Here is a 13,956-nt window from a genome sequence, read left to right as displayed (position 1 = left end):
TTTCATGCTTTTATTGTTCAAAAAGCGGAAAAAGGACAATAAAACAGGCTTTTTTTGCATTTTTTTTGGAAAACTCTTGTTATTTTCTTTCCTTTTCTTTATATTTGCACTTGCAATGACACTTTCTGGCCTCTTTAGAGAAGCCAACTAAAACTAAACTTAAATTATTACTCATAATTATGGAAAGGAATACTTTTTTCTGTAATCTCGGGCTGTATATAAAATCAGTCCTCGTCTTAATATTATTACTCGGCGGAAGTAGTTCTGCGTGGGCGCAGAAAAGTCTGCCGTATAGCTATGGATTTGAGAATAACAATCTTGCAGGAGAAGGGTGGACTCGTGTGTCAACACAATCTATGAGTACGATACAAACGACAGGAAACACAGGATTTGTTTCAAAAAATGGCTCTTATAGCTTTCGTTTTTATTATAAAACAACAGAAGACCAATACCTAATATCTCCCCTTTTAGCGAATTCTGCTACAGGAATTGATGTTTCTTTTTACTACAACAACAATGGAACGGGTTCCTCTTCAGTAGAAAAGTTTAGTGTCGGATATTCAACCGATACAGATGATACAAGTAAATTCACTTGGGATGATGAGGTTACTTCAAATGATACAGAATGGCACAAATACGAAGCTTCATTTCCTAAAGATGTAAAGTACGTAGCAATAAAGTATTCATCAGCTAGTAAGTGGAGATTATATATTGATGACATTAGCATATCGAGACATATAAGCGTCCCAAAAACCTTACGGTTGACTCGTATACTTCAAATTCTGCCACATTATCATGGACTCCTGGTGATGAAGAAACCGCATGGCAAATTAAATACAATAAAGGCTCCAATTTCAATCCAGAAAGTGAAGGTACCATGGCGGATGACGACCCCATAGCATCCAATTCTTATACTCTGTCAGGATTGTCAGAATCATCTACCTACTACGCTTACGTTCGTGCTTATATCAATGGAGATACCCAAAGTAACTGGGCAGGTCCATTATCATTTACAACTCTTGAGCAATATCCAACACCTACAGATCTCACTGTCTCCAACTATGCTGGTGTTGGCGACCGAGCCACACTTAGTTGGACAAATGGGACAGGCACAACTCCAACAGCGTGGAAACTACGTTATCATACTGCAACCTTCAACCCTGAAAACAATGAAGGTTCGCTAGTGGAAGACATCAACAGCAACTCATATACTCTTACCGGATTGACACCAGGACAATTATACTATGCGTCTGTTCTTGCTTGCTATGATGGCGGCAACGAGAGTAACTGGACGAGTCTTGTATCCTTCACCCCGATTCAGGCATGGGAAACCTTCGAAAATGGAATTCCTTCTTCATGGTGCAACCAGAACAACAATTGGAAAACCAACCAAAGTGGTTATGAGGGAAAGGCATTTTCATCATCTAGCGGTTACGAATTGCGCACGCCTCGACTATATGCCACTGCAGGACAGACCATAAATTTTGAGGTAACAGGAAGTCCTACAATAAAAGTTTACAGAAACAACAGCCGCAGTTCTTATACATCTTTGTCCGGTGGATCCACTTCATATACAGCTCCTTCTACGGGATACTATTGGCTCGGTTTTTCAGGATATAATGTTGCTATCGATAACATTTATGGTTTTAGCCTTGCTAGTACCGAGAATTTATTAGAGCTGGGTTCAAAAAATATGCCTACTTCAGGTACAATTGGCGGTACTTATACTGCATCAGTTGAAGTAAGAGAATTAGGCGGCAACAATGAATCTTTCGATGCCGAGTTGTATTACGATGATGAGAAAGTTGCTGAGAAAACAAGCCAATCTATAAGCGCCAATAGGGATATGACGATACAGTTTTCGTTTACCCCAATAGAAGAAAAGGCATCAAAAAAGATGTATATCAAAATTATTTATAACAATGGAGAATCTGAGTTAGCAACAGTTTCCACGAACGTTACCATGTCAAAGACAACCCACATTCTAGACGAAACAGGAGCTACAGATAACGCACCAAGTGGTTCTCTAAGCAAAGGTGTCGTTTGGCTAAAATACACTCCCCGGAACGGATGGAACACAATCTGCATACCTTTCGTTCTAACTGACGAGCACCTTGAAAGAATCTTTGGAACAGGATATGAGATTTTCAAGATAAAGAGTTATGAAAACGGAACTCTTACTTTCCAGAAAGCGCCATCAAGAGGAATAAGCACCCCTTACCTAGTTTATGCCACGAATGCAAATAATGTGGACAAAGACAATATTTTCTTGGAACAGAGCTATATCGGCTCCAGCAACTACACAAGTGGTAACATGACACAACAATCTGTTTTCAAAGGAATATGGACTACAAAAACTTATAATAATGACGATTGGTACGGCGTAACGACTGCAGGCCAGATACGCAAGGCTGCAAGCGGAGCTAGTGTCAAAGGCTATCATGCATACTTTACAGGTGTGAGTGCGCCCACAGGAGGAGATGCACGCATAACCATAGTCTTTGAAGACGAAGAAGGAACAACAACCGATTTGGGATTTGTAAAGATGGTTGACCCTGAGGCAGAGCACATATATACCCTTAGCGGACAAAAAGTGCAGAAGGGTAAGAAAGGCATCTACATTGTGAATGGACGTAAAGTTGTTATTAAGTAAGACAGAAAGGAAAACGCATTATGAAAAAGAATTATCAGACCCCAAGCATATATGTCTTTGCAGTAAAATCTGTTTTGATGACAACCTCTACGCTTCCAACAGGTGAAACAACACCTGATGTATATGTAAGTGACAAAGAGTATAATGGCGAGTTCAGCTCTCGTCGTAACAGCGTCTGGGACGACGAAGAGGAAGAAGCCGAATAACTACAATTATTAATTCCTATCTCATAATACAGCAACAATCTCTTCAGCCACCACGGTTGAAGGGATTGTTCGTGAATGAGGGTTTAATAATTGATAAAAAAGAGAGAAACACTTGCGTGTGTAACTAATAATAGTTATCTTTGCGAAAAACAGAATATGAAATACTTAAAGTACAAAGGCTACACAGGCAGTGTAGAATATAGCGAGGAAGATGATTGCCTTTACGGGAAAGTACAAGGCATGAGCAAGAATGCCATCACCTATGAAGGAAAAGATGTAAACGAGTTAAAGAAGGATTTTGAGGGAGCCATTGACGATTACATAAAGTTGGCATACCAATAAGTATTTCTTTTCTATAGCGCCAGAAGAACGCGTCATGTTAGTCAGGCAAAGAGAAAAGGACAGACTAAAATAATTAAATCCGCGTCACAGTTTATTAAATCCACGACACAGATTTAGTAATCTGTGACGCAAATTATTAAATCTGTGTCGCAGATTTAGTTTTTCCCATCAGAACATGTACCTTTATCAGCCAACCTCAGTGTCTTTCTCTGTAAGTACAAAGAAGAATTTCGATTCTAAGTCACTGATAGGACTGATAACTGTCGTTATTACAAACATCAAAAAGAAAAAACAACGCTTACGCTAAAAAACAGGCTTCTTCAACAAAAAATTTGAAACAGTTATCGTTAAGATTGTTTTTTATGTTTTTGCCATTAAAGAGATTAAATCCCTGAAAGGGTAACGGTATTAGTGGAAAACTTATCTGAGAGCTTGCTCTCAAGGAAGTTTGGCGCTGATACCGTTAGTACTCTGGCAAGAGTACAATCTCTTTAATGGGGTATTTCTGGTTTTTGTAAAATCATATTACTAAAGTTTCTCAAGTTGTTAAAGACCGCAGATTTCACAGATTTTACAGATTATGGCTGCATGTTGCAGTTGATATTTCGCTGATTTGTTTGGATTTCTGCGGCTGAAGCCGCGATTGTCTTCGTTTAAATCTGTAGAATCCTAAATCAATCGTGGCTATAGTCACTGTAATCTGTGAAATCATCCATAATCGCGGCTTTAGCCGCTGCAATAGGCAAAAATCCGTGTCATCTGCGAAATCTGTGGTAGTTTTTATACTTGCGAAAGTTGAGTATGTTTATACTTCATTGAATGTTTTTGTAAAATCATATTATCGTTATTATATAAAAAAAGGTGGGAAAAAGATGTGGAGTAATATTTTTTAATTACTTTTGCAGAGCATGAAGAAGAACCTAAACAAACGATACGTCATTGACCTGTTCATAAACACACTGCTGGCGCTGAACCTGCTGGCAGCATTCATGCTTACCGACCCCGACATACAATCGGCCTACGGCAAGCAGCTGAACCTGTTTGTTGACATAAGCATCGTTTGCTTCATAGTGGAGATAGGCGTGCGCATGTGGTGGGCGAAGAAGGATGGGAGCATGTGGAGCTTCTTCCGCAAGGATCACCAATGGAGACACTGGAACTGCTTCGACTTCACCGTGACGCTGCTCGCAGCAGCAAGCCTGCTGTCAGGCCTCGGCGCCTTCGTAGGAGCGCGCACGCTCCGCATGCTGCGACTGCTTAACGCCATGCGCCTGTTCTCGCGCCACAAGCGCATGCAGAACGTGTCGGAAGCCATCATCAAGGCCATGCCGTCGATAGTGGGAACGGGCATATACTTCACCATGCTCTACAGCATCTATGCCATAGCAGGCGTGAACCTCTTCTCACAGATAGACCCACACCATTTCGGCAATCTGGGACGTGCGTTCATGTTCCTTTTCCAGCTGATGACCCTCGACGACTGGAGCGAGGTGATGTATCCGCTTGTTGACCACGACCCCTGGGCATGGTTCTATTTCTTCTCCTTCATACTCATAGCCTCTTACGTGCTGCTGAACCTCATCGTGGGTATCATCATCGACTCGCTGCAACAGGTGCGCCGACGCAGAGAGCTGGAACAGCGCAGCAGCAAGATCAACGTGGAGATAGAACAGATGAAACAACAGCTCCGCGAGTTTCAGATAGCACTCGAGAACTGGGAACAGAAGGCTTATAATAATCAGGGGAATCAGAATTCTCAGAGTAATCAGAAAGCTCAGAACTCTCACTCCCACAAATCTCGCAAGACATCCAAGGCTCGCAAGTCTGGGAAGTCGGGCAAGTGAAGGCGATAGAACTGTAGCGCCACCTCTACGCATCGGTTTCGCTGCTGGTGAGTCATGCGAAACAGGTGCATGTTATGATAGTCCATGCGCATCATCAGTCGCAACATGGCAGTCTCCTCCGACCCAAGGAAGTCACGATGAACAGGCGGCGCGCTACAGAACACAGCAGCACGCAAATCAAAAAACTCATTCTGTCTAAAGTCTATAGTCTTCAGTCTGTAGTCTTCAGTCTGTAGTCTATAGTCCCCTCCCCTATAGTCGAAACCGAGGAAGCGCGAGAGATGCATAAGGAACACCAGGTGGAAGTTAACAAACCCCTTGTCGCGACTGTCGAGCCACTGCAAGGCTGTGGTCACATAATCGAAAAGAGGCTCGTTCTCCTGTTCTCCCTTCAATGCATGATAGAGGAACTCTGAAAGAAACAGCGATATGGACAGCTTAGAAGGCTCATAGAGCATTGTGGAGAGCGGATGGAGGATGGCCACCTCGCTGAGCTTCTGCAGTTGCTGTTGAGGACGATAGTCGAAGGTGATGGTGAGCATGGACAGAGGCTGGAAATACTGCTTCTTCATGGCACCACGCTGAGAGCGCGACAGAGCCACCGCGAACGACAGTCTGCCAAGCTGGCGAGTGAACATATCGACGATAATCTTCGTCTCACCATATTTAATATTATGAAGCACTATAGCCTCCGTTTTCGTCAACATAGCTGCAAAAATACATAAAAATCAATTGATTATAACATTTTTTCCTGAGAAAATTTTGCAGAACGAGAAAAAAGCCTTACCTTTGCACCCACTTTTAGCGAAAAGGGGTCCCTTCGTCTATCGGTTAGGACGAGAGATTTTCATTCTCTAAAGAGGAGTTCGACTCTCCTAGGGACTACAAGGTTAAATTCGTCATCAGCGCAGTGGTGCGCTACTCGCAAGAGGAAAAGGTGGCGAGGGGTTCAAGGAAGAGCGGCAAGAGCCGCTTTAATTGAATCAGCCCAGGGCAGCCAAACGGTGCAAGACCCATAAGCTTTAATTATTAACAACAAAACAAAAAACAAAAAAATGGCAAACCACAAATCATCGGTGAAGCGTATTCGCCAGGACAAGAAAAAGGCTCTGCACAACAAGTACTACGCAAAGACCATGCGTAACGCTGTTCGCAAGCTCCGCGCTATGACTAACAAGGACGAGGCTTCAGCACTCTATCCAAAGGTACAGAAGATGCTGGATAAGCTGGCTAAGACCCACATCATCCACAAGAACAAGGCCGCAAACCTGAAGTCAAGCCTCTGCATGCACATCAACAAGCTGGGCTAATCGTTTAGAAACAGAAAAACGAGAAAACAATAAGTGCCGCACACACCTGCAAAGGTCAGTGCGGCACTTTTATTGTGCCCTAAACGAAGAAAAGGCGGCTTTCCTTTTGCGTTTACCGTAATTTTCACTATATTTGCCACATGAATCATACAAACACCCCATATAGCGAGGTCATCACCTCAGCAAAGAACCCAAAGATAAAACATCTGCTGGAGCTTCAGCAGAAGTCACAGCTGCGCAGGAAAGAAGGTCTGTTCGTGGTGGAAGGACGTCGCGAGCTGGAGCACTGTCTGGAAGCAGGATATGAGGCGGAGAGCGTTTTTGGCCTCTCCCCTAACCCCTCTCCGAAGGGCGAGGGGAACTGTTACACTGTTTCTGAGAATGTATATGAGCGCATAGCATATCGTGGTTCCACAGAAGGCGTGATAGCCATCATGAAGGCGAAGGAGCACAGACTGGAGGACCTGCAGCTGCCGAAAAACCCGCTCATAGTGGTGCTTGAGAGTGTGGAGAAGCCAGGCAACCTCGGCGCTGTACTGCGCTCTGCCGATGCCGCACAGGCCGATGCCGTGATAGTGTGCGACCCGCTGACCGACCTCTACAATCCCAACCTAATACGCTCATCGATAGGCGCCATCTTCACAGTGCCCACAGTGGCATGCACAAGCGAGGAATGTATTGCCTTCCTAAAGCAGCACAACATACAGATACTCACCGCACAGCTGCAGGACTCACGCCTCTACTACGACACCCCGATGACACAAGGCACCGCCATAGTCATGGGAACGGAGAGCACAGGACTCACGAACCAGTGGCGACAGGCTGCCGACGCCCACATACGCATACCTATGCTGGGACGCCTCGACTCCCTGAACGTCTCAGTATCAGCTGCCATACTGCTCTTCGAGGCTGTACGTCAGCGACAATCATAGCAATATTTTTACTCAACTTTCGCAAGTATAAAAACTACCTCTGTTTAATCTGTGGTCAAAACCAAACATATAAACACCAATACTACTAAACCACTATGATCAAGGAAGAACTGAAACGCGTGATGGAAGAGCTGGAACGCTCTGACTTCCAGACACTCCTCGACTATGCTTCGCACCATGCCGAGGCAGAAGACAAAACGGTGAAACAGAGCTATTTCAACGTCGAGCTATACTTCGAGTGGCATTCTTTTCCCAAGGAAAACACCAATCTGCAACCCAAAGAGATTCTTCCTTGGATAAAGAGCCAGATAGGCACCCATGAGCGTCAGCTGCTGCTGTCGAGAATTCTTATATACCCAGGAATAGTAACCGATGATGGGGAGACCGTCAGCTTAGACAAGGTTGCCTATATCTCTTATAAAGCCGACATCGAGCCCAAATGGCAGGAGCTGCGCTTCCAAGTGAAGACAGGCACAAGCGTAATAAGAGAAGCCACGCTGAAACGTTGCAACCTACACATAGGACAGACAATCCTCAACGAAGAGGAGAGTCCGCTGGGGCGCATCATCGTGACCGATCTTGAGTCGCCACAACTGGCACGATGGGACGGCGACAGCACGTATCTAAACGTCTATCAGCCCAGATTAAAAGAGATATTCCGCCATAAGGAAGAAAGCAGGAGCCTGCAACAGAGCATCGCGAGTGCCTTCACAACGTTCCATGCCGGTGTGTTCTTCGACAAGAAAGAATGGCAGCCCACATGGCAGGGACTCTATTTCTACGAAATCGAGCAAGACGGAAGCAAGAAAAGCTACTATATCAGTAACGACATGATCAAGGCTGGCAAAGTCGTTCTGGACTTCAGCTGGCTGCCTCACGTAAAGGTGACAAGTACGGCCGACGACCACATATCGGTGCAGATACTGAAGCAGAAAGAGGAACACGAGCTGTGGATAGGGGAGACAGTGAAGCTGACAAAAAACTTGTCGGTAATGCTTACAGGACGCGAAATTCCACAAAAGAAGAGCATCGACGTGAACAGCGATCCAATGCCTACTGAATGGGAAGTTACCGCAGAGTGGTATCCCAAGACACCGCTCGGCACCGACCTTTCAACGCTAAAGCCCGAGGCAACCATCACCAAGCGAATGATGGAGACAGAGACAAGGTTCGAGTTTGAGGAGTCGGCCGACGGAACACGCTGGGAGAAACTGAGCATCTGCGGATGTCTGGAGGGCGAGCTGCTCATTGGCGACTTGTCGCGCCATCAGACCCCATACCGTCGCCGGTACATGGGTATGATCAAGGCGGGAGAGACCTTGGAGTTGGAGACACTGGAACGCACCTGGGACGACGATATGCCCGATGAAAGGAAGAAGCGCTGCACCATAAGGATAAGATGCGTGGCAAAAGAGCCACTGAAGACCATCGTGAAAGACGGTGTGATGGAATCGGCAGCCAACGACGAGACGGTGGTGGTGCCCGACGGTGTAGAAAAGATTCACTACCAAGCTTTGCTCACTGCCACACGCATGCGCCGCATCTCACTGCCGGCATCGATAAAAGACGCGGAGGGTGCCGTCAGCCACTACCGCTACGAGAACCACCGTCCCGACATAGACTGCGAATATCGCGGCACATGGAAGCAATGGATAGAAAGCGGCGTGGGTGCAATGGAAGGGCAATGCAAGAGCTTCATCGTGGACGGTATCGACGTGCTGAAGATAGAGAATCTCGTGGTGCAAGACGTCAGCTCGATAGGCAACAGAACATTTAAGGAGCTGGAGAACCTGAAGACGGTAGTCATACACGAAAGCGTAACACGCATAGGTGAAGAAGCATTCTACGGATGCAAGAACCTGAAGGAAGTGCGTGTGCTCGGCCCCGCCGCCATAGAGCGAGAGGCATTCTGGGGCTGTAAGCAGATGACTAAGGTCTATCTTGCCGACGGCGTCAGCGAACTCAACGACGGATGCTTCGACTACTGCGAGAACCTCGATGAAGTGTTCATCCCCAAGACGGTCACTAAGGTGACAGGCCATCTGAGCGACCAGAACGGTCCGGAATACCGCTACCCAACGTTCAGATGCGAACACAAAGAACAGCCGGAAGGATGGCCTCAGAACTGGCACGAGTACTACTACGACTCACGCTTCGGACACATAGAAGGCCACATCTGGAGGCACATTGTGGTATGGGGCTGCAAACGCGATGATGAATAGTAGTAAAAAACACGCAATCAGAGTGTTTTAATTAACATCTTTTTAGGTAGGAACGTTCGCGTTTCTACCTTATTTTTTGTACCTTTGCAGCCTATTAAGGACTATTAAACAGAAATGGAAGATATTCAGCAAGAACAGCAAAACTATTCCGCGAGCAATATTCAGGTGCTCGAAGGATTGGAAGCCGTGCGCAAGCGTCCTGCTATGTACATCGGCGACATTAGTGAGAAAGGATTGCATCACCTGGTGAACGAGACTGTCGACAACTCTATCGACGAGGCAATGGCAGGCTTCTGCACACACATCGAGGTGACGATAAACGAAGATAACAGCATCACAGTGCAGGATAACGGTCGTGGTATCCCCGTTGACGAGCACGAGAAGATGCACAAGAGCGCACTCGAAGTTGTTATGACCGTGCTCCATGCCGGTGGTAAGTTCGACAAGGGCTCTTACAAGGTTTCCGGCGGTCTGCACGGTGTAGGTGTGAGCTGCGTAAACGCACTGTCAACACACATGATGTCACAGGTATTCCGCAACGGTCACATCTACCAGCAGGAATATGAGAAGGGTAAGCCCCTGTACGACGTGAAGATTGTTGGCGATACCGACAAGACAGGTACACGTCAGCAGTTCTGGCCCGACGGAAGCATCTTCACTACTACAGAATTCAAATACGATATCATCGCTAAGCGCATGCGTGAGCTGGCATATCTTAACGCCGGCATAACCATCACGCTGACCGACCTTCGTCCTGACGAAGAGGGCAACCTCCGTGAACCAGAGGTATTCCACGCTAAGGAAGGACTGAAAGAGTTCGTGCGCTTCGTTGACCGTCACCGCACCCACCTCTTCGACGATGTCATCTACCTGAAGACCGAGAAGCAGGGTGTGCCCATCGAGGTGGCTGTGATGTACAATACCGACTACTCTGAGAACATCCACTCTTACGTTAACAACATCAACACCATTGAGGGTGGTACACACCTCACTGGCTTCCGCATGGCGCTCACCCGCACACTGAAAGCCTATGCAGATGCCGACCCACAGATATCAAAGCAGATTGAGAAGGCAAAGATAGAGATTGCCGGTGAGGACTTCCGCGAGGGTCTCACAGCAGTAATCTCCATCAAGGTGGCTGAGCCTCAATTCGAAGGCCAGACAAAGACAAAGCTCGGCAACTCAGAGGTGGCAGGCGCAGTGCAGCAGGCTGTAGGCGAAGCACTCAGCAACTACTTAGAGGAGCATCCGAAGGAGGCAAAGCTCATCTGCGACAAGGTGGTGCTGGCAGCAACAGCACGTATAGCAGCCCGCAAGGCACGTGAGAGCGTGCAGCGCAAGAACCCGATGACGGGCGGCGGACTGCCAGGCAAGCTGGCTGACTGCTCTAACCGCGACCCGAAGACCTGTGAGATATTCCTCGTCGAGGGTGACTCTGCAGGCGGTTCAGCAAAACAAGGACGCGACCGTCACTTCCAGGCTATCCTGCCTCTGCGCGGTAAGATTCTTAACGTAGAGAAGGTACAGTGGCACCGCGTGTTCGAGGCTGAGTCTGTGATGAACATCATCCAGAGCATCGGCGTGCGCTTCGGCGTTGAGGGCGAAGGCGACCGCGAGGCAAACATCGACAAGCTGCGCTACGACAAGATCATCATCATGACCGACGCCGACGTCGATGGTTCTCACATCGACACACTCATAATGACACTGTTCTACCGCTTCATGCCACAGGTGATACAGGGCGGACACCTCTATATCGCAACTCCCCCACTCTACAAGTGCACATACAAGAAGGTGTCGGAGTACTGCTACACCGACCAGCAGCGCCAGATGTTCATTGACCGCTATGCTGAGGGCGACGAGCGCAACGTACACACACAGCGATACAAAGGTCTTGGTGAGATGAACCCAGAGCAGCTTTGGGAGACAACAATGAACCCAGAGAACCGTCTGCTGAAGCAGGTGACAATAGAGAACGCTGCCGAGGCCGACGAGATATTCTCAATGCTCATGGGCGACGATGTGGAGCCACGCCGCGAGTTCATAGAAAAGAACGCTACATACGCAAACATCGACGCATAAAGCAGTATAGAATAGTTAATAATTCATAAAGTTTAACACAAAACTATAAAGAAAATGTGAACGAAGCCAAACGTTCACATTTTTTTTATACCTTTGCAGCCGCTTTTCGGAAAATCCGAAGCATCTGATGAAGCGAAGTATCCGCAGTGATTAGCAGGACAAGCATCTGAAAGATGTCATAAGCACATTAACATTTTAATCACATCTATTTAATTATGTATCTCGATTCAGCTAAAAAAGAAGAGATCTTCAGCCAGTATGGCAAAGACGCTAAGGACACTGGTTCAGCAGAGAGCCAGATTGCTCTGTTCACCTATCGCATCAAGCACCTCACCGAGCACCTGAAGAACAACCACAAGGATCATGTGACTGCTCGCTCGCTGACAATGATGGTAGGTCGCCGTCGTAAGCTCCTGAAGTACCTCTACAACACCGACATCAACCGCTACCGTGCCATCATCAAGGCTCTCGGTCTGCGTAAGTAATATCGGAAGAGAAACAAAGACGAAAGCCCCGTTCTCACACAGAGAGCGGGGTTTCTATTGATTTTTACGTAAAATACATGCAGGATATTAGAAACATTGCGATTATCGCACACGTGGACCACGGTAAGACGACACTCGTGGACAAAATGATGCTGGCAGGCAATCTCTTCCGTGAGGGACAGAACCTCAGCAATCAAGTACTTGACGCTAACGACCTCGAACGCGAAAGAGGTATCACCATCCTTTCAAAGAACGTATCAATAAACTGGAAAGGAACAAAAATCAATATTATTGACACTCCAGGACACTCTGACTTCGGCGGCGAGGTGGAGCGCGTGCTCAACATGGCCGACGGCTGTCTGCTGCTCGTTGACGCCTTCGAAGGTCCTATGCCACAGACACGCTTTGTGCTGCAGAAAGCCCTGGAGATTGGTCTGAAGCCCATCGTAGTTGTAAACAAGGTGGACAAACCCAACTGTCGCCCGGAAGAGGTGTATGAGATGGTGTTTGACCTCATGTGCTCACTGAACGCTACTGAGGACCAGCTCGACTTCCCTGTAGTCTATGGTTCAGCAAAGAACGGCTGGATGAGCGAAGACTTCAACAAGCCGACAACCGACATAACATATCTTCTTGACAAGATTGTAGAGGTGATACCCGCTCCTACACAGTTGGAAGGTACTCCTCAGATGCTCATCACCTCGCTTGACTACTCAAGCTACACAGGTCGTATAGCAGTGGGACGCGTACACCGCGGTCAGCTGACAGACGGCATGCAGGTTACAATATGCCATCGCGACGGCACAAAGGAGAGGACAAAGATAAAGGAGCTGCACACCTTCGACGGCATGGGACACCAGCACGTTGACAAGGTGGACTGTGGCGACATCTGCGCAGTAATAGGCCTGGAGAAGTTTGAGATAGGCGACTCTATCTGCGACATAGACAATCCGGAGCCTCTGGACCCCATCGCTATCGATGAGCCCACAATGTCGATGCTCTTCATGATCAACGACTCACCTTTCTTCGGTAAGGAGGGTAAGTTCGTTACCTCACGTCACATCAACGACCGTCTGGAGAAGGAGCTTGAGAAGAACCTCGCCCTGCGCGTGGAGCCTTTCGAGGACTCTACCGACAAGTGGATTGTATCAGGACGCGGTGTGCTCCACCTCTCTGTGCTCATCGAGACAATGCGCCGCGAGGGCTATGAGCTTCAGGTTGGCCAGCCACAGGTTATCTATAAGGAGATTGACGGAGTGAAGCACGAACCTGTTGAAGAGCTCACCATCAACGTGCCTGAGGAGTTCGCTTCAAAGATGATTGACATGGTGACACGCCGTAAGGGCGAGATGACATCAATGGAGAGTCAGGGCGAGCGTACAAACATTGAGTTTATAATTCCTTCACGTGGCATCATCGGTCTTCGTACCAACGTGCTCACAGCATCACAGGGCGAAGCCATCATGGCTCACCGCTTCAAGGAGTATCAGCCTTACAAGGGAGAGATAGAGCGCCGTGTCAACGGTTCTATGATTGCTCTGGAGACCGGTAACTCATACGCCTATGCCATTGACAAGCTGCAGGATCGCGGTAAGTTCTTCATCGATCCAGGCGAAGACGTGTATATGGGCGAGGTAGTAGGCGAGCATGTCCACGACAACGACCTTGTCATCAACGTGTGCAAGGCAAAGCAGCTCACTAACGTGCGTGCTTCAGGTACCGACGATAAGGCCCGCATCATTCCAAAGACAGTTATGTCGCTCGAAGAATGTCTGGAGTATATCAAGGAAGACGAGCTCGTAGAGGTAACACCGAAGTCTATGCGCATGCGTAAGATTATCCTTGACCACGACCAGCGTAAGAAAGCTAACAGAGCATAA

The 13,956-nt window shown here is 47.4% G+C and carries 11 protein-coding genes, 1 tRNA gene and 1 pseudogene; 12 read left to right on the top strand and 1 reads right to left on the bottom strand.

The annotated features are described in order from the left end of the window. Positions 1–179: 179 nt before the first annotated feature. The 5 genes and pseudogenes from M1L52_RS16530 to M1L52_RS06325 all read left to right on the top strand — a co-directional run. A pseudogene (locus tag M1L52_RS16530) lies at positions 180–719 on the top strand (hypothetical protein); the annotation flags it as partial. An 8-nt stretch (positions 720–727) separates the two neighbouring features. Then, a complete protein-coding gene (locus M1L52_RS06340) occupies positions 728–2,653 on the top strand; it encodes a fibronectin type III domain-containing protein (RefSeq protein ID WP_248614585.1) in 1,926 nt (641 codons plus the stop codon). A gap of 20 nt (positions 2,654–2,673) precedes the next feature. Then, positions 2,674–2,859: a hypothetical protein gene (locus M1L52_RS06335; protein ID WP_248614090.1), complete on the top strand. Its 186-nt coding sequence runs from the start codon at positions 2,674–2,676 to the stop codon at positions 2,857–2,859. Between the two features lie 156 nt (positions 2,860–3,015). Beyond that, entirely contained in the window at positions 3,016–3,201 is a 186-nt protein-coding gene (locus M1L52_RS06330) for a hypothetical protein (protein ID WP_248614089.1), read from the top strand. A 908-nt stretch (positions 3,202–4,109) separates the two neighbouring features. Continuing rightward, entirely contained in the window at positions 4,110–5,045 is a 936-nt protein-coding gene (locus M1L52_RS06325) for an ion transporter (protein ID WP_248614088.1), read from the top strand. On the opposite strand, the gene recO is transcribed toward M1L52_RS06325, so the two are convergent. Then, positions 4,985–5,752, bottom strand: a complete 768-nt coding sequence (gene recO, locus M1L52_RS06320) for a DNA repair protein RecO (protein WP_248614087.1) — start codon at positions 5,750–5,752, stop codon at positions 4,985–4,987. The two genes, M1L52_RS06325 and recO, sit on opposite strands and share 61 nt — an antisense overlap. Before the next feature lie 106 nt (positions 5,753–5,858). On the opposite strand from recO, the gene M1L52_RS06315 reads away from it, so the two are divergent. The 7 genes from M1L52_RS06315 (at position 5,859) to typA (ending at position 13,956) form a co-directional block, all read left to right on the top strand. Next, positions 5,859–5,930, top strand: a tRNA-Glu gene (locus tag M1L52_RS06315). 170 nt (positions 5,931–6,100) lie between these two features. Beyond that, a complete protein-coding gene (gene rpsT, locus M1L52_RS06310) occupies positions 6,101–6,355 on the top strand; it encodes a 30S ribosomal protein S20 (RefSeq protein ID WP_248614086.1) in 255 nt (84 codons plus the stop codon). Positions 6,356–6,495: 140 nt separating this feature from the next. Then, positions 6,496–7,287 carry a TrmH family RNA methyltransferase gene (locus M1L52_RS06305; protein WP_248614085.1) on the top strand — a complete coding sequence of 264 codons (792 nt, stop codon included), beginning with the start codon at positions 6,496–6,498 and terminating at the stop codon, positions 7,285–7,287. Between the two features lie 95 nt (positions 7,288–7,382). After that, positions 7,383–9,509: a leucine-rich repeat domain-containing protein gene (locus tag M1L52_RS06300; RefSeq protein ID WP_248614084.1), complete on the top strand. Its 2,127-nt coding sequence runs from the start codon at positions 7,383–7,385 to the stop codon at positions 9,507–9,509. A 114-nt stretch (positions 9,510–9,623) separates the two neighbouring features. After that, on the top strand, positions 9,624–11,591 hold the full coding sequence (gyrB, locus tag M1L52_RS06295; RefSeq protein WP_248614083.1) for a DNA topoisomerase (ATP-hydrolyzing) subunit B: 1,968 nt from the start codon (positions 9,624–9,626) through the stop codon (positions 11,589–11,591). Positions 11,592–11,806: 215 nt separating this feature from the next. Beyond that, complete coding sequence (gene rpsO, locus M1L52_RS06290; protein ID WP_248614082.1) at positions 11,807–12,076, top strand: 30S ribosomal protein S15; 270 nt, start codon at positions 11,807–11,809, stop codon at positions 12,074–12,076. Between the two features lie 77 nt (positions 12,077–12,153). Then, positions 12,154–13,956 carry a translational GTPase TypA gene (gene typA / locus M1L52_RS06285; RefSeq protein ID WP_248614081.1) on the top strand — a complete coding sequence of 601 codons (1,803 nt, stop codon included), beginning with the start codon at positions 12,154–12,156 and terminating at the stop codon, positions 13,954–13,956.

Source organism: Prevotella sp. E13-27, from assembly GCF_023217965.1.
In the GTDB taxonomy this organism is placed as follows: domain Bacteria; phylum Bacteroidota; class Bacteroidia; order Bacteroidales; family Bacteroidaceae; genus Prevotella.
This window is presented reverse-complemented; position numbering and strand designations above follow the sequence as displayed.